Origin of the sequence: Pseudomonas asuensis, from assembly GCF_014646755.1 — a bacterium.
Taxonomy (GTDB): Bacteria; Pseudomonadota; Gammaproteobacteria; order Pseudomonadales; family Pseudomonadaceae; genus Chryseomonas; species Chryseomonas asuensis.
In genome coordinates, this window is record NZ_BMNW01000011.1 from 68,804 (window position 1) to 83,533 (window position 14,730).

Sequence of the window (14,730 nt, forward strand, 5' to 3'; positions counted from 1 at the left end):
GGCGAGCGGAGCGCTGCAAGTCCGGTTTACCGGACTGGAAGAAGTGAGCCGAACGCAGTGAGGGAAGGATGCCGCCCGAAGGGTCGAGACCCCGGCTCGACAGGCAGCCCGACCCAAAGGGGCACTCCCAGTCCTGAGAGTTCCCGCATGCGTGAATTTCAGTTGGAGATAGTTATATTGTGGTTTTGAGGTACTTGACGAGATCGTCTGCCTGACTTCGGGTGTCGCAATCCTCAACCCAGATATGTAATCCATCTGCGTCCTGCGCAAAGATTCCAAAGAACTCCGCATCGCAATCTTCACATTCTTCAACGCAATCATCTTTGATAATGCAGCCACGAATCTGGAAGTTTCCAGTCCAAGATTCAGGCAAATCGAAGATTTTTTTTGAGTGACTTGTTCCTGTGTCCACGTAATTGAGATTCATATATAGACTCCTGCGAAGGACTGACCCGAAGCGGTTGCCGCCGCCTGTATCGGGGTTAGTAGGAATGCCCTACCAACAGAGACAGTATCCCCTATCTGGGCTTTTATGTCAATGTCTGTATAATATTGTTATACATACACCATGTCTGATGTTCTTAGAGTCGTCGTTTGTGGCATCCACTTCCAACTCTGAGAATTCCCGCATGCGTGAACGGGATATGCAGGTCAGATATCTTGTCTACCTTGAGACTCTAATAAGCTGCGGCCTGAAAACGGAGCACCTAGTAATAAGGGTGCGGCAGTTTGCTGCCGCACCCTTATTACTAGGGATGATACCGGCAGGCAGCTAGTGAAGGATCATTGCATTCTTCACAGTAGGCCATTTCTTCTTCCTCGCACCCGTCAAAGTATCCTGTCCTATAGCTGATGGCCAGACAGTCTACATCTGCCAAGAATGGTGGAATTATAAGGTTTCCGTTTGCCTCTTTTCCGTATCGAGGTTTTTTAGCAAGCGCTTGGTCTCTTCCTACTTCGTAGGCCATATGAGCCGCCCAAAGCAATTCCTCACAGACATCTTCTGTCGGACCATAAACATCTATTGAAAGTGAAGCATTGATGTATTGAATACGTGCGTCGTAGGTGGCTTTCAATGCATTACACATATCTATTCCCTCGGTAATTCATCTACGATCACGTGCGTACTAAAAAGTACGCACGTCACATGGCACTAAGCGGTGGCTTGCTTGGAAAACGCTTTGTTTAGTAACTCAGCAAACAATTCGGCATAGGCTGAACATGGAAATTCAGCCACGCAATCCATTACGGATAGTTCCGTGACGTTCTCCAATTCTCCAATTACTGCATAAGCTGTAACTGAGTCATCAGTAGGAACATTGATAACCTTGAACGATTTGAACTCGTTGAGCTGATTTAAAGAATCAAACCAGAACATAGTTGGTATTTTCTGCCAGTTGCGATCTGTTGCACGACACTCACGCTCGGTTATACGAGAAAGTGCTATAGCCATTTCGTTAATTGGACTTAGGGGCATAAAAAGACTCCTGCGAAGGCTTGACCCGAAGCGGTTGCCGCCGCCTGTATCGGGGCTGGTAGGACTGCCCTACCAACACAGATAGTATCGCCTATTCGTCCTCTCGTGTCAATGTCTGTATAACTATATTATACATCATAATACACTTGACGCTCTTCGGGTGATGCTCTAGCTGGTGAGTCGTTTGTGACCCATAAACCCTAGCGCGACCGCTTGCGGTCGCTTCCGATTGCATGACTTACAAGCAGCGCTACCGCTGCTGGTGGTGCCCTGCGCAGTATGAGTTCGTAGCGACAGGCCGGTGGACCTCGGGACGGGCCGCCGTCAAGGGCAGAAGCGAAGCGTCCCTGGACGGCATAGGCACGGCTCGTGGTACACCTTTTGGACTGTGCTGCAACTCATCCAGCAGGGCACCTGGTACGGGATCGCAGAAGACATGCGGCAAGCCTTGCCATAGCAAGGCGCTGCAAGGGCGAGCGGAGCGCTGCAAGGCCGGCTTGCCGGCCTGGAAGGAGTGAGCCGAGCGCAGCGAGGGAAGGATGCCGCCCGAAGGGTCGAGACCCCGGCTCGACAGGCAGCCCGACCCAAAGGGGCACTCCCAGTCTTGAGAGTTCCCGCATGCGTGAATGATAAGCTGTATGGAGAGGCTATGTTCGATTTACTGCCAGCTGTCGGAATGAATCTTCGTAAATACCCAATCCCAGTAGCCAAGTAAAGAATAATCCTTGGATACTGCCTGCCGCCATTTCGCGATAGTGTAATAACTATGCTCAGTTTGCCCTTTATCCTGACAAGCTTCCTCAAGTTCACTTGAGCTAATTTTTTTATCAGTGAGAGGATATGGACAGGTATCTACTTCGTAGCCACAAAGTTTGTATTGGTCATGCCACGTATTCATGCATCCAGAACATGAAATTTGTTGCGTTACATACGTATCACTTCTTCCCATACCAAATCCCCAAAGCGCGTCTCCATTACAATATATGCAGCGCTGCCCCTTTAACTCTACATAACGTTCTTCTGAAATTTGTACACTACGCATCTTTGACTCCTGCATTTCTTTCAGTTGCCGCTGAAAGCATTAAACTTCATAGTACCCATCTAAGGCACCGCTGATAATCGCAGCATGTAGCTTCTGAGGTGAGTGAGCCACCTTCCCATCAACCCACTCAGAATAAGCCAACTCAACGTCACCCAGGTCAATATAGTTTTCGTGATACTCCTGCCATACAATCAGCATATGAAGTAAGTCCTTCCTGCTGTCGTCGGCAACGACTACGCCTGCTCTTTGCAAAGATTCCACAATCAGATTGATGTCCAGATGCTCTACGGGATGTCCTTCAATGTCGGATGAATAGGCAGCATTGTCTAACAACGCCCCCACCGGATCGGCCAAACCGTTCTCTGTCTTATAGAGAAATTCCCCATCTATGATCGACTCTTGAGCTTGTGACGTTAAATGATTACAAATCATCGCTGACACTGCTATCAGTGTGCTGTTCATAAGTTTCTCTCTTGTGAAGGTAGGTCTATCGGTGATGTAACAACAGACGTCTTAGGCAGCCAGTTGATACGTACCAGATGCAACCCGCACAAAATAGCGTTCGTCCTGTACAACCTGCCTAATTTTGGCTTGCCAGTGCTTATTGTTTTTTGTCCGTGCATACGGCTCGATAAGCACATTGATTTGCTGAAGAGTTAGTGTCTTGTTCCCTTGTAAGAGTCGCCGAACAGCTGCTCTCCAGGTGATACCTGTCATGGCCGCTGCTCTTTGCTCAATAGTCGCAAGAAAGAAAAGGGAATCTTTACCACGGCGAAAAATCAGAAGTTTTTCATGGGCTATACGAATGATCTTTCCTGAGTATGAACGTGAATTTGACTGACAATTGTGTTGGACCTTGATGATTTCATCGACAAGTTTGCCAGGGGCTATACGCTCAACTAGAGATGATAGGTTGTAGTAAGCTCCTTCTCGTCTAAGATTCCCCATCAAAATGCCGTAATGTCCCCCTTTTTCCACGCAGTCGTGAATGTTCATGACCGCGAGTTCAAGCGCTTCTGCAAACTCTGGCATACGCATGCGGCTCATGTCCCAAGGGTTTTCCTCCCCCCAGACATTACCGCTGTAATGAATCATATCCGCATAGGGGGGGTGCCAAAACGCACTGTGAGCGTCCTCCCCTGTAAAAGCTCTTAGATCGTCTAAAAGCAGGTTGAAACCTTGATGTAAATCTGTCCCCACAAACTTCAGTCCTAGTTCCGCCGCTACCTGGACAGAAGTCCCTCCACCGATGCTTGGATCAACAGCAATCCCTGATTTGTTACGGTGATAGGTTTCAAAAAAGCTTTTAATGATATGACCAGTGCAATTCCCCCGGTATTCATTGTCACCCCAGTGACCTCGGTCTGGATAGCCAACAACAGATGATTCAAATTTCATGATCTCAACGCCGCCTTAACAAAGTTCACGATACTTGCTGCATGACTAACCGCCAGGAGCGCATGCTCGTCACCCCTCTCAGCAGCATTTATTAAATCGAGAAGACTATATCCATCCCTCAAAAGGAGGGCGCGGGTGACTTCTATAACAACCCGTTGTTCGCTTGGGCCAGTGTCGGTCGAGATATCATCTAGGATGTTTTCATCCCGTAATGAAAGGATTTGAATGACCTTAGTAATGGTCTGTCGCTCACAATTGGCTGAAGCAGTATCTTCAAGAATGTTCATGCAGCCGTCCTCACTTCAAATAAAGCAGGGAGATACCTCCCTGCTCTGATTGCGTTAAATGGTTGAATGAGGATCGCGATGGATACCGCTAGCAAATTCCTTGAAGTCGGTTAGGTCGAGAAAATCATGTTGAATTTGGAAATCATATGCAGGGCGCAGCGCCTGGCCTGACATCCACCGATAGAGATGTAGGCATCCTTCCTTTATAGCCACAGTGGAGGGGAGTGATACAAATGTTCCACACTTTGGGCAGGGTGCATCAATGGTTGTGGCGTTGTCACTGGCTTGAGTTGTAGATTTGGTATGGCTCATAAAAAGACTCCTGCGAAGAACTGACCCGAAGCGGTTGCCGCCGCCTGTATCGGGGCTGGTAGGACTGCCCTACCAACACAGATAGTATCGCCTATTCGTCCTCTCACGTCAATGTCTGTATAACTATATTATACGTAATAATACGCTTGACGCTCTTCGGGTGATGCTCTAGCTGGTGAGTCGTTTGCGACCCATAAACCCTAGCGCGACCGCTTGCGGTCGCTTCCGATTGCATGACTTACAAGCAGCGTTACCGCTGCTGGTGGTGCCCTGCGCAGTATGAGTTCGTAGCGACAGGCCGGTGGACCTCGGGACGGGCCGCCGTCAAGGGCAGAAGCGAAGCGTCCCTGGACGGCATAGGCACGGCTCGTGGTACACCTTTTGGACTGTGCTGCAACTCATCCAGCCGGGCACCTGGTACGGGATCACAGAATACATGCGGCAAGCCTTGCCATAGCAAGGCGCTTCAAGGGCGAGCGGAGCGCTGCAAGGCCGGCTTGCCGGCCTGGAAGGAGTGAGCCGAGCGTAGCGAGGGAAGGATGCCGCCCGAAGGGTCGAGACCTTGGCTCGACAGGCAGCCCGACCCAAAGGGGCACTCCCTGCCCTAAGTTTTCCCGCATGCGGGAATTTCAGCCCAAGAAGGTAGTTAATGTAAAGTAAGGCAATAATAAACCGCCTCTTAGAGACGGTTGCAAAGTTTCTTAATATTCACAATTGTGGCTGCGTCTTTCTTTGCACAACTGCAATAAAAGTCTTAAGGCTCGATCCTTATTTGCAGTTGCATCAATCTCGGTTAATTCGATAGGGGTCCATGCCCGCTTCTCTTGAATCAGGTCTAACTCCAGTCCTCGTGAGGTAAGTTGTTCCAATTCATATTCTATATCTCTCACATCACCGTAAGCGCTTTGTTGACACTCATCCGGGAAGAGCATTATTAACTCAGGGTAATCACACAATACACACCAAGATGGGAGTGTAGGTTTGGACTCCAATTGAAGGCCATTAGGCTGATTCAAGCAGAGCGCGTTATTCACAAAAGCCCGATGAACATCGATAAGAGCGGCATAGGATTTTTCTTCATCTGAGAATGCTGAGTTGGAGCCTAGTGCTACTTGCCATTTCCGACCATGGTTAGACAATGCGGTTATCGTTGCCAAATGAACAAAGACTTCTTGCGTTAACTCATGAGGATCATGGGAAAGGTACTTGCTACGTTCAACAAGCATTATATCTGGCATGGTGATCTCCAAACGTTAAGCCCGAACCTTTTGCAAAGTCCGGGCTTACATCATCAGTTGACAGGCGAGAGCTGATTTACTGCTTCACATTTGTCCTGAGAAATCACATCATGATCATAGCCAAGCAGATCCCGAAGCAGGCCTATCGATACTTCGAGCTGCATACCATTATCGAGAGTAGAAGCCGGAAAACACCGCTCTGCATCCGTGATACTACGGCATAGCTCGTCAATCTCACCTCCATGCTGGACGCGGATTGCCGTAAGGCTGATAAGGGTAGAGGTAGAATTGAGACTCATACATTGACTCCTGCGAAGGATTGACCCTAGACGGTTGCCGCCGTCTGTATCGGGATTGGTAGGATTGTCCTACCAACAGGCACAGTATCGCCTAGCCAAACCAAAATGTCAATGCATGTATAAGTTTATTATACTAAATTATACGAAATTGCTTTCCCAAGGTTCTATTCCTTTAGAACGACCTACGGCATTAGTAACTTCAAAAGCAATGGCGGCTTTCCCTTGATTCATCGTCGCCGCCATTTGGTTATCCCAACCCTCCTGGTTGGCTAAATAGGCTCTCAAATTTCGCCTCCGATTACTCACAGAGTCGCTTTCAAATACAACTCCAATTGATCAATTGTGATGTTGTAGAACTCGGGTACATTGTTTAAGCGATTATAGATGCGTTGACTATCAATCTGGATAGTCTGACCATTTGTGTCGATAGCACGTTGCAGGATGTCCTGTGCTTCCTCAACAGGTACAGTGCCATTTACATCATCATAGTTTTGTTCCCATGTGCCAGGACCTCCTTCGTCATGGCCATAGGCATAAATGATGTCGTCTAGTCTTTGCCATTGGCTCCATTGCGAGTCATACATCTGATTATTTTCTTCACAGGCCTCGATGAGGGCCAGCAAGCTCATTTTCTTAGTCATCCGCTTACTCCAGGTGCCTTGCATATGGGATGTTATGCGAACTCAAGAACGGTTTTCGTAGCATCTGCGCTTTTCACGCTCTGAGTCACGACGATTACCAGAAGTTATAAGCCATGCAACAGATAAAATACCTGCACATACAGCCACATAAAATACATCCAGAAGATCAATATTCGTAAGATGCTCCATAGCCTTCACCTCCCGAGTGTTATGTGCCTGATTGCTTATACCCTTGCGTGTTAAGTCTTTAGGTATTGCGGGGCAAATCAAGACTTCCCCAAGTCTTCATCAAGATTAGTACCACGCCAAAGATTCTGTTTAGTTACCCTTATATTTTTCTGCCATCGCCCGTACTTTTGCCGCTTCATCTTTTGGTAGCCATACAGTCACTTCCTCCATGCCCATATGCTCCTCAAGATGTTTCTTAACACGCAATACGGCATTATGAACGTCGGCACGGCTTGCGCCGGCGATTCGGCCAGCTGCAGTAGGACCATTACCTTCAACTAGAACAAGCCGAGCCCTCTCAACGGTTCTCATAGACAATCGGCTAAGCGAAGGAACCACTTCTTTTTCCCAGTATTCGGGAGTGAACATCGGCGTCTGCTTAGCTTCCTTGGATTCGTCCTGTTTGGTCATGATAATTGCTCTTACTGCTAGGTTACTGTTGTCAAACTGTACATGTGCGTTCATCGTAATCCACTCCACTGATTAAGTCGTTTTGATTGTTGATGATCTAAACGGCTAATGACCCTGCTACCTCAGAGATAAGGTGTTGCAGGTTCTTATTCAGAACTGGAACTTCAATCCAGTTCGTATGGCCGCTGCGGTACTCGTTGACAGTGGGTATGGAAATGTCTGCTAGTTCAGCTCGGTATTTTGTGAAAACTGCATCAATGGCCCGAGCCATCAATGCATCAGATTTAGTGCGCGTAAGACGGACATGTGCTATTCCGCCAAAGACAGCCGACCATGCCGTCCGATTGAAAACATGGTGCCTGGTATCTGGATCGAAACGCTGAGAGACATACTGTGACGTGATAGTGTTGACTTGGCTTGTAGTCGGGCCATCGGTCCACTGTACAGCGATAGCATCGCCAGATGCTTTGCGTACGCTAAATTTCACGTCAGGATAGGTTTTGGCGAGCTGTTTACGAATATTAGCTGCCGCCGCTTTTCCATTGTATGGATCACTGTCTGCCCTGGTGAGCTTCATGTAACGACTATCACTCAACAAGGCCTGCACTTCCATGTTGAACTTGCTCTCTGCCGCCTGGCTCAGCTGGATTTTATCCGCTTTCACCTTCTGGGCGTTTTCAAGTTCTCGCCTGATCTCCTCAGCTGAAGCTACGCTGGCATAGATCGACCATTGAGGAGTGTTAAGCATTGCCTCATGAACATCTGTTAGATGACCATTAAAAAATACGATGTAATAACGTCTGCTCATTGCAGGCAGACGTGCATCTTTCGAGATGGAGCGGACATTCAAGCAGGATGCGTTATCACGCACCATTTTGTAGATAAGCCCATCTCCACACATAGGAAGCGAGCAACGGACCCGTTGGCCGGTAACGATAGTATCGAGAGCATGTGCCTGGTTCATAGCGATGACTCCTGCAGTGCTCCTGATCGCGGTTGCCGCCGCCTGATATCAGGAGCTGTTTAAGAACTTATGGTGAGAGTATGGCTGAGTTGAGCCATTCTGTCAATGCATGTATAACTTTTAAATACTCAGTTATACATATCCATCTTGCCACTGTCCTGTTTCTGAGCGTATTTGGAAGATAAGAGGAGAAGGGCAGGCAAGACTTTCAAAAGCCTCTACCTCTACATGATCTCCACAGCATTGTCCCTCATAGAACACAGATCCATTAGCCGCATTAACCAGGCGGAACGGTACACCAAATTGCTCTATATCGTTCTTTTTTATAGGAAAGCCAGATGCCTTAACATAACCAGGATGGATACGGTGCGTGTGGTCTCGCGTAATCATGAAAGCAAACATGTTAGTTCCTCTGTCAAAGATCAAAGCAGGCTGGCAAAGCCAACCTGCTGATACATTTACGCTGCTGCCATACTTCCTGAGGTAGTTGCCAAAACTCGCTGATCCAGTGCAATCAAATGCGGTGGAACAGGGGCTTTGCACATTTTGAGCAGTTGGGCGGCAGTAGATTTAACTCCGTCAGAGGTCTTCTGAAGCTTGCCATGTACGATGCAGCGCCCCTCCCACATGAGGCTGTCTTTCCTGGGTGCGATCTTTGAAAGATGCTTGATCATCTCCCAATCCATTTTGTCGAGATCGGTTTTACCCGAAGAATTCTTAGGCGCAGTCAAGAACTCGTCCCAGACTGTTTCATGACCAAACAGGCCCAAAGCTTCAAGAAACACACCATGGCCTACAACAAGATCCCTACGAACCTCGCTTGCGGCTACTCGTCCTTCGATCATCGCTGCCCACTGAGGAATGTGCTGCGAAGCTTCAGAAAAAAACCGGCAGATAAGCGCTTGCACTTCGTCCAGAAACTCTTCATCAGGAACGTTTCGCTCATGTATCCCGGTAAATTGAGTTATGAATTTTTTAAAGCTGATCAGGCTCCATAGTTTTAGGCTCTTAGGCCCCACGCTTGAACGTTCATAATCGATTTTTGAGCGTACACTTGGCATGCTTGCTAGGAGTTTCTTGATCCAGACGTTATATGGACCTCGGTGGTCATAAGCAGCACTCAAAGCAGTAGACGGCTTACGCTGGTTGGAGTTGATGTCACTGAACCGTTGTTGTGAACGTTCAAGTCCTTGATCGAAGTAGATCGTTACAGCAATGGTTTCATTTGCCAGAGATGGATCTTTCGAAATAGCGTATTCGATACCTACACGGCGATGTTGGCCATCATTGATAAGATTTGTGGCATTCATGGGAATTTTGAGCATTCCCAATGAGCCAGACTCATCTAGGGGCTCAAAAGTCATAGCTTCTGAAACTGAAGCTGTTATGGCTGGCAGGATATAATCGCTAGGATTAGCTAGAATGTAATCGCTAATGCCATCTGCGTGTTTAGGCAGTAAATCGCGCTGGGCTCTTAACTCAACAGGAAGAGACTCATCGTCGTCTCGTATAAACAAGCGTGCAAGGATACTGTAAGGGATCTGGCAAGCGTAGAAGGCTTCACCCGCCTGAATGCCTCTAACTGCGGGGAAGGAATAACAGAATTCATCGGCTGCTTTCTCAAGCTCTTCCTTTATAGCCTTCTGCCGTGCTTTAGCTTCAGCCAAATCGCCCTTTATTCGCACCTGTTGAGCACGAAACTCCAAAGCTCGCCCTTCGTAACGTTCCGCCAATTGCTCATAACTCAATTTCATTTCTTGAAGCTGCTGAGAAATCAAGGCGTCTTTACCCTGACCTGTCTCATTTAATGTCAAAACCTGGAGCATTAGTTGTGTAGCCTTTTTATCAAACTCCTCCTGCAGATGCTGCTCCAGGTGATCTAGATAAACCTCGCCTTTTTTTAAGGTCTCGCTGCGCTGTATATATCCAAATGCATCCCAGCTAGATTTATTGTTAAGTCTCTTAACATGATCCATAGCCGTAAATATGGATTTAGCCTGTCCATAGATTTCCCCACGCTCATAATCTTTTAGATCAATAGATACTTTCCGAAGGGCAATAATATAAATCAGCATAAAAAGACTCCTGCGAAGAACTGACCCGAAGCGGTTGCCGCCGCCTGTATCGGGGCTGGTAGGACTGCCCTACCAACACAGATAGTATCGCCTATTCGGTCTCATCTGTCAATGTCTGTATAACTATATTATACGCAATAATACGCTTGACGCTCTTCGGGTGATGCTCTAGCTGGTGAGTCGTTTGCGACCCATAAACCCTAGCGCGACCGCTTGCGGTCGCTTCCGATTGCATGACTTACAAGCAGCGCTACCGCTGCTGGTGGTGCCCTGCGCAGTATGAGTTCGTAGCGACAGGCCGGTGGACCTCGGGACGGGCCGCCGTCAAGGGCAGAAGCGAAGCGCCCCTGGACGGCATAGGCGCGGCTCGTGGTACACCTTTTGGACTGTGCTACGGCTCATCAAGCCGGGCACCTGGTACGGGACCGCAGAAGACATGCGGCAAGCCTTGCCATAGCAAGGCGCTGCAAGTCCGGTTTACCGGACTGGAAGAAGTGAGTCTTATTCGTCTTTCAGGTAGGCATTCAGGCGACGCAGCGCATCCTTTTCGCTTTCACCTGGAAAAGCTAGGCGACTAAGTTCTGACTTAATGATAGGCCTGGGAGCATCATCCTTTTCAGGCTCTTTTTTTGAAGGTGAAGAGGGTTGTTCTATCGGTAGGATATTCTTCATTTTCACGGTAAAGACTAGGTGTGTAACCTGACGCCCTGTCTTGCGTTCGCTCCATTCAACCGTTAAGTCGGTCAGCTCGTTGATTTGCTTTTCGGCGGGCTCAATTACATACCGCTTGAGCGCTGATAGCTTGCTGTACATATCTGTTAGCTGAAGAGTTCGCCGAAACTCTTCCATAGGGAAAACCCGAAAGCCAATCTTTTCATACTGCAACAATAGCTCGTACAGACGGATTGCATGTTGGCTTGTCATGCGGCCAATACGTTCTAGTCGGTAGCTGGTGAACTTTTCTTCTAGCCGTGTAATGAGCGGTACGATCATGGGATTAAAGTGAAGCTGCACTACGCCAGGCCGACTCACCACAGCTTTATTACCGATCCAACGGCTCGATATAACCCTCTCACTACCGGTCTCAGGATCGATGTCATAGAACAAAATGCTACGTTCGTATAGCTTCTCAATCCCTGCTTTCAGTTGTGAGTATACCGTCTCAGGATTCATTCCAAACATCTCGCCAAACTTACGCGAGTTCAACGTTAGGAAGCCGTCGTTAAGCCCTTTACCAGTTTCTCGTGCTTCTACAATGGCAGCTAGAACAATGCGCTGCTCAATCAAATCCAGCCGATAGCTTGCTTCGATCAGCTTGTTTGACTTGACGACTAGATCCGTTGCTTCTGCCTTCATCCTGCCACCTCTGCGCAAGCAGAGGAGCCTAAAAGCGTAAAGGATAGAAGTCAACTTCCTCTATCCCAGCAGTAAATCTCTATCCCTTAAGGAGACGGAGTATCGAACAGTAAATCTCTATCCTTTAACTGACAGTATAATTCTATCCCTCAACAGTAAATCTCTATCCCTCAACAGTATATTTCTATCCTCTAGCAATATCTTTCTATCCTTAGGCAATAAATCTCTATCCTTTAGAGGGCTGGAGGCCGCGCCACGTCTAGGTTACAGCTTGCTTAAAAGCTTTAAAAAGCTTAAAAGTCTTAAAAGCCCCAAAGACCTATCTTTGAAGAGGGAAAGCAGGAACAGTAAATCTCTATCCCTTAGAAGTAGATGCGGTTCGTGGGACCTAGTACAGGTGCGCAGAGGACATGCCGCCAGCCTTGCTAAAGCAAAGTGCTGCAAGGCTGGCTTGACTGCCTGGAGGAGGGAGCCGTACACAGTGAGAAGAATTTGTTCTCGAATGCCAATCGGCTGGGTTTGAAAGGGAGATTTACATTAGAATTAGGACTTTTTACGATCTAGTTTTGCCCAATAGTCTGACAAAGCCTCATCAATAATATCTGACTCACTTACACGGCTACCCTTATCGCGAGTCTGAACAAGTGCTTCTTCCTTCAATCGCATGAAGTAGCTCTCTCTTAATCGGAAGGTCTTGTTTAGCCGTGTCTCAGCATCAGATTTGTTAGCCATGTATGCTCCTTAGATTACTTCCTCCCTGTCAGGGATCAAACTAGCCCCAATAGGCTGACTTTTGTCGAGTCTCAAGGCTATCTTGATTACTTATATACGTAAGTACGTAACAACAAGCAAATCATGCATACATAAACCCTTGAATTCAAGTTCGCATATGACGCGATACGAGGCTTGTACGCTGACTTTTTCTCAAGCGCCGACGTAACCAAGCTATGTTTGTACGTATGGAACGAAGTGAGTAAGCTGGATACCCGCCGCCTTTTACAGAGCTTCGCGCCTTCAATTCAGCTATGTGTTCTTGCCCGAAACCTAGTTCTATAAGAGCTTGAACATCATCAGCAATTAATGCGGTGTGTGCCTTTTCCATCACCCGCTGTGCTTCCAATGCGCGTTTCAACTCAGCTTCCAGTATTGCCCTATTATCCTTTACAGACACATCATCAGGATTCATATCGTTCACCCCCTAGGCGGAATTCCTATTGCGTCAGGTAGCCGCCAAAAGTCGCAATAGGATCACGAATATTATAATAGTTACGTAATTGCGTAAATGCATAATTACGTAATAGATGCCAGCCATTACATCCTCCTATAAACGGATGCCATTAGGTGCTTTAGGTTATTCCGGGTAAGCGTCGGCGATATCCAAGCGTGTGTCGGCGATGTCCAACGGAGGTGTCGGCGAAGTCCAGTACTCGGCAAAATGCTCCCGCGTGGTCAAAATGGGAGAAAAGGAGCCTGAATTTCACCTACAGGAGAATAGAAATGGCCTTTTGGCATTATTTTTTAAGGCGAGAGGAGGTTCAACCTGTCCATTTGGACAGGCGAAGAGTGTAGATATCTCTGATGAGGCAGGATCTATTGTCGGCGATGTCCAAAATTGTCGGCGATGTCCAAAAAAACATGAAGCATCATTTCAGGCACATTGATGACGTTCTAGATTTTCAAACCATCCCGCTAAGTCATTGTTTATTAAGGCTTTTGACAGTAATTTGTTGTCACGAGTGTAGAAGACAATGCGATGTAATTCGCTAGCTTTATCTAACGCTATCCGATATTCAGGAAGGGGGTCGCGTCTGATTACATCTCTAATTTCAGATCGAAATCTCCTTATGTCTTGTGTGGTTCCTGTCTTTTCACGAACGATATCTATGTCACACTTCCAGAATGCTTTGGCCCCGACGTGTTTGCGAGCTATTTCATACAATCGTCGGTCGATGGATTGTGTCAACTCAAAATATTTCTTATCCAACGTAAGAACCTCATATTCCAAGAGGGCGTTGAATAGCCATTCTGAAATCTTGACCTGGACTTCGGCAACACCTTTTTTATTAGAGGTGTATCTAGTCACTTCATAGTCTTCGATCAATCCGAAGCCCCTAAGCTGCTCTTTCCCGCCTGTTACAATGTTTGTTTCTAGCGAGGTTCCTTTCAGCCGTCGTAGCATTGCTACGATCAATTCGAATGATCTGCCGCCCACTCTGCGGCCAGTTGCTGCTAGAAATCGACTAACATCTACTTCAACATACTGTGAAACTGGTCTACCAGCTTTTCTACCTTGAATAAGCTGAGAGCCTATAAAGATCAGTAGATCTTTATCAAAAACAGTGGCTGCTCCATCCATAGTAGGTGAAACTCGTATCGTTTTCCCCGTTGTAGGATTAGTGTATTCACGAATACGAATATCTTTTTGCTTTGAAAGCGAAAAGATAGGGAATTCCATACTAGCTACATCGTCCTTCACTGACCACTCGCTAAAGTCAGCGCAAAAAGCTTCAACAGGTACTTGTTCAGAAGAGATTGGATCTTCTGCGATATTGCTAGCATCTGCAATGTACATAACCGTCTCTCTTCGTTTTCTCACTAAAAATAAATCCGTATTGCGTACATTCTACAGAAAAATACTATATGCAGGTCCAGCTTTTTTTCAACTTTTAAGAAGATGACATAATTGTTACCACTAAGGGCTACTACTAACTAAATAGGTCGTTCATGGTAGATAGCATGAGGTAGATTGTCTCTACCAGTATCAATGCTATGTGATTCATCCCTATCCATCGCGCTTTTATACAGATCAAATCCGGTTAAAGAGAAAGCTCTGTTAAAGAGCGTTAAAACCGTGCGCGCGTGTTAGCACCTTCTTATTACTAGCCAATCCTTTGATTTTATTGAGTTTAGAAATGGTATTTGTCGGCGATGTCCAATTTCAGTGTCGGCGATGTCCAGCAATGTGTCGGCGATGTCCATAAAAATGTGTCGGCGATGTCCAA

Annotated in this window: 21 protein-coding genes; 2 read left to right on the plus strand and 19 right to left on the minus strand. The window is 47.1% G+C overall.

The genetic code is table 11. The features are described 5' to 3' along the window. Window positions 1–172: 172 nt before the first annotated feature. The 3 genes from IEX86_RS20315 to IEX86_RS20325 all read right to left on the minus strand — a co-directional run bounded on the left by IEX86_RS20315 (window position 173) and on the right by IEX86_RS20325 (window position 1,477). Entirely contained in the window at window positions 173–427 is a 255-nt protein-coding gene (locus IEX86_RS20315; RefSeq protein WP_188867972.1) for a hypothetical protein, read from the minus strand. A 322-nt stretch (window positions 428–749) separates the two neighbouring features. Beyond that, a complete protein-coding gene (locus tag IEX86_RS20320; protein ID WP_188867973.1) occupies window positions 750–1,088 on the minus strand; it encodes a hypothetical protein in 339 nt (112 codons plus the stop codon). Between the two features lie 65 nt (window positions 1,089–1,153). Then, window positions 1,154–1,477: a hypothetical protein gene (locus IEX86_RS20325; protein WP_188867974.1), complete on the minus strand. Its 324-nt coding sequence runs from the start codon at window positions 1,475–1,477 to the stop codon at window positions 1,154–1,156. A gap of 233 nt (window positions 1,478–1,710) precedes the next feature. On the opposite strand from IEX86_RS20325, the gene IEX86_RS20330 reads away from it, so the two are divergent. Then, entirely contained in the window at window positions 1,711–1,995 is a 285-nt protein-coding gene (locus tag IEX86_RS20330; protein WP_188867975.1) for a hypothetical protein, read from the plus strand. A 140-nt stretch (window positions 1,996–2,135) separates the two neighbouring features. On the opposite strand, the gene IEX86_RS20335 is transcribed toward IEX86_RS20330, so the two are convergent. The 5 genes from IEX86_RS20335 to IEX86_RS20355 are packed head-to-tail and all read right to left on the minus strand — an operon-like array spanning window position 2,136 to window position 4,516. Beyond that, window positions 2,136–2,519 carry a hypothetical protein gene (locus IEX86_RS20335; RefSeq protein WP_188867976.1) on the minus strand — a complete coding sequence of 128 codons (384 nt, stop codon included), beginning with the start codon at window positions 2,517–2,519 and terminating at the stop codon, window positions 2,136–2,138. Between the two features lie 39 nt (window positions 2,520–2,558). Next, the gene (locus tag IEX86_RS20340; protein WP_188867977.1) at window positions 2,559–2,981 is read right to left on the minus strand and encodes a hypothetical protein; all 423 of its coding nucleotides are present in this window, start codon (window positions 2,979–2,981) and stop codon (window positions 2,559–2,561) included. Between the two features lie 51 nt (window positions 2,982–3,032). Continuing rightward, a complete protein-coding gene (locus IEX86_RS20345) occupies window positions 3,033–3,917 on the minus strand; it encodes a DNA adenine modification methylase (RefSeq protein ID WP_188867978.1) in 885 nt (294 codons plus the stop codon). Further along, on the minus strand, window positions 3,914–4,204 hold the full coding sequence (locus IEX86_RS20350; RefSeq protein ID WP_188867979.1) for a hypothetical protein: 291 nt from the start codon (window positions 4,202–4,204) through the stop codon (window positions 3,914–3,916). The genes IEX86_RS20345 and IEX86_RS20350 overlap by 4 nt, the downstream gene beginning before the upstream one ends. A 54-nt stretch (window positions 4,205–4,258) precedes the next feature. Next, entirely contained in the window at window positions 4,259–4,516 is a 258-nt protein-coding gene (locus tag IEX86_RS20355; protein WP_188867980.1) for a hypothetical protein, read from the minus strand. A gap of 233 nt (window positions 4,517–4,749) precedes the next feature. Here IEX86_RS20355 and IEX86_RS20360 point away from each other — a divergent pair, with 233 nt between their 5' ends. Continuing rightward, window positions 4,750–5,034 (plus strand): hypothetical protein, encoded by a 285-nt coding sequence (locus IEX86_RS20360; protein ID WP_188867981.1) that lies wholly within the window; start codon window positions 4,750–4,752, stop codon window positions 5,032–5,034. Window positions 5,035–5,217: 183 nt separating this feature from the next. On the opposite strand, the gene IEX86_RS20365 is transcribed toward IEX86_RS20360, so the two are convergent. The 11 genes from IEX86_RS20365 to IEX86_RS20415 all read right to left on the minus strand — a co-directional run bounded on the left by IEX86_RS20365 (window position 5,218) and on the right by IEX86_RS20415 (window position 14,300). Continuing rightward, a complete protein-coding gene (locus tag IEX86_RS20365; RefSeq protein ID WP_188867982.1) occupies window positions 5,218–5,754 on the minus strand; it encodes a hypothetical protein in 537 nt (178 codons plus the stop codon). Between the two features lie 53 nt (window positions 5,755–5,807). Then, window positions 5,808–6,053: a hypothetical protein gene (locus IEX86_RS20370; protein ID WP_188867983.1), complete on the minus strand. Its 246-nt coding sequence runs from the start codon at window positions 6,051–6,053 to the stop codon at window positions 5,808–5,810. Between the two features lie 302 nt (window positions 6,054–6,355). Further along, window positions 6,356–6,694 carry a hypothetical protein gene (locus IEX86_RS20375; protein ID WP_188867984.1) on the minus strand — a complete coding sequence of 113 codons (339 nt, stop codon included), beginning with the start codon at window positions 6,692–6,694 and terminating at the stop codon, window positions 6,356–6,358. Window positions 6,695–7,012: 318 nt separating this feature from the next. After that, on the minus strand, window positions 7,013–7,387 hold the full coding sequence (locus IEX86_RS20380) for a TrfB-related DNA-binding protein (protein WP_188867985.1): 375 nt from the start codon (window positions 7,385–7,387) through the stop codon (window positions 7,013–7,015). Window positions 7,388–7,430: 43 nt separating this feature from the next. Then, the gene (locus IEX86_RS20385; RefSeq protein ID WP_188867986.1) at window positions 7,431–8,297 is read right to left on the minus strand and encodes an LPD29 domain-containing protein; all 867 of its coding nucleotides are present in this window, start codon (window positions 8,295–8,297) and stop codon (window positions 7,431–7,433) included. A 132-nt stretch (window positions 8,298–8,429) separates the two neighbouring features. Continuing rightward, complete coding sequence (locus IEX86_RS20390; RefSeq protein WP_188867987.1) at window positions 8,430–8,699, minus strand: hypothetical protein; 270 nt, start codon at window positions 8,697–8,699, stop codon at window positions 8,430–8,432. Window positions 8,700–8,755: 56 nt separating this feature from the next. Further along, window positions 8,756–10,372, minus strand: coding sequence for a DNA sulfur modification protein DndB (locus tag IEX86_RS20395; protein WP_188867988.1), 1,617 nt, complete (start codon window positions 10,370–10,372; stop codon window positions 8,756–8,758). Between the two features lie 501 nt (window positions 10,373–10,873). After that, a complete protein-coding gene (locus IEX86_RS20400; RefSeq protein WP_188867989.1) occupies window positions 10,874–11,728 on the minus strand; it encodes a RepB family plasmid replication initiator protein in 855 nt (284 codons plus the stop codon). Window positions 11,729–12,271: 543 nt separating this feature from the next. Continuing rightward, window positions 12,272–12,460, minus strand: a complete 189-nt coding sequence (locus IEX86_RS20405) for a hypothetical protein (RefSeq protein ID WP_188867990.1) — start codon at window positions 12,458–12,460, stop codon at window positions 12,272–12,274. Between the two features lie 145 nt (window positions 12,461–12,605). After that, entirely contained in the window at window positions 12,606–12,914 is a 309-nt protein-coding gene (locus IEX86_RS20410) for a hypothetical protein (RefSeq protein WP_188867991.1), read from the minus strand. A 462-nt stretch (window positions 12,915–13,376) separates the two neighbouring features. Beyond that, window positions 13,377–14,300, minus strand: coding sequence for a replication initiator protein A (locus tag IEX86_RS20415; protein ID WP_188867992.1), 924 nt, complete (start codon window positions 14,298–14,300; stop codon window positions 13,377–13,379). Window positions 14,301–14,730 lie beyond the last annotated feature (430 nt).

Bases quoted from the DNA above. Each gene is read 5' to 3' on its own strand.
- IEX86_RS20415 (WP_188867992.1), bottom strand. From the start codon at position 14,300: ATGTACATTGCAGATGCTAGCAATATCGCAGAAGATCCAATCTCTTCT.
- IEX86_RS20320 (WP_188867973.1), bottom strand. From the start codon at position 1,088: ATGTGTAATGCATTGAAAGCCACCTACGACGCACGTATTCAATACATC.
- IEX86_RS20370 (WP_188867983.1), bottom strand. From the start codon at position 6,053: ATGAGTCTCAATTCTACCTCTACCCTTATCAGCCTTACGGCAATCCGC.
- IEX86_RS20360 (WP_188867981.1), top strand. From the start codon at position 4,750: ATGACTTACAAGCAGCGTTACCGCTGCTGGTGGTGCCCTGCGCAGTAT.
- IEX86_RS20315 (WP_188867972.1), bottom strand. From the start codon at position 427: ATGAATCTCAATTACGTGGACACAGGAACAAGTCACTCAAAAAAAATC.
- IEX86_RS20330 (WP_188867975.1), top strand. From the start codon at position 1,711: ATGACTTACAAGCAGCGCTACCGCTGCTGGTGGTGCCCTGCGCAGTAT.
- IEX86_RS20340 (WP_188867977.1), bottom strand. From the start codon at position 2,981: ATGAACAGCACACTGATAGCAGTGTCAGCGATGATTTGTAATCATTTA.
- IEX86_RS20385 (WP_188867986.1), bottom strand. From the start codon at position 8,297: ATGAACCAGGCACATGCTCTCGATACTATCGTTACCGGCCAACGGGTC.
- IEX86_RS20365 (WP_188867982.1), bottom strand. From the start codon at position 5,754: ATGCCAGATATAATGCTTGTTGAACGTAGCAAGTACCTTTCCCATGAT.
- IEX86_RS20410 (WP_188867991.1), bottom strand. From the start codon at position 12,914: ATGAATCCTGATGATGTGTCTGTAAAGGATAATAGGGCAATACTGGAA.
- IEX86_RS20380 (WP_188867985.1), bottom strand. From the start codon at position 7,387: ATGAACGCACATGTACAGTTTGACAACAGTAACCTAGCAGTAAGAGCA.
- IEX86_RS20400 (WP_188867989.1), bottom strand. From the start codon at position 11,728: ATGAAGGCAGAAGCAACGGATCTAGTCGTCAAGTCAAACAAGCTGATC.
- IEX86_RS20335 (WP_188867976.1), bottom strand. From the start codon at position 2,519: ATGCGTAGTGTACAAATTTCAGAAGAACGTTATGTAGAGTTAAAGGGG.
- IEX86_RS20350 (WP_188867979.1), bottom strand. From the start codon at position 4,204: ATGAACATTCTTGAAGATACTGCTTCAGCCAATTGTGAGCGACAGACC.
- IEX86_RS20355 (WP_188867980.1), bottom strand. From the start codon at position 4,516: ATGAGCCATACCAAATCTACAACTCAAGCCAGTGACAACGCCACAACC.
- IEX86_RS20405 (WP_188867990.1), bottom strand. From the start codon at position 12,460: ATGGCTAACAAATCTGATGCTGAGACACGGCTAAACAAGACCTTCCGA.
- IEX86_RS20325 (WP_188867974.1), bottom strand. From the start codon at position 1,477: ATGCCCCTAAGTCCAATTAACGAAATGGCTATAGCACTTTCTCGTATA.
- IEX86_RS20395 (WP_188867988.1), bottom strand. From the start codon at position 10,372: ATGCTGATTTATATTATTGCCCTTCGGAAAGTATCTATTGATCTAAAA.
- IEX86_RS20375 (WP_188867984.1), bottom strand. From the start codon at position 6,694: ATGACTAAGAAAATGAGCTTGCTGGCCCTCATCGAGGCCTGTGAAGAA.
- IEX86_RS20390 (WP_188867987.1), bottom strand. From the start codon at position 8,699: ATGTTTGCTTTCATGATTACGCGAGACCACACGCACCGTATCCATCCT.
- IEX86_RS20345 (WP_188867978.1), bottom strand. From the start codon at position 3,917: ATGAAATTTGAATCATCTGTTGTTGGCTATCCAGACCGAGGTCACTGG.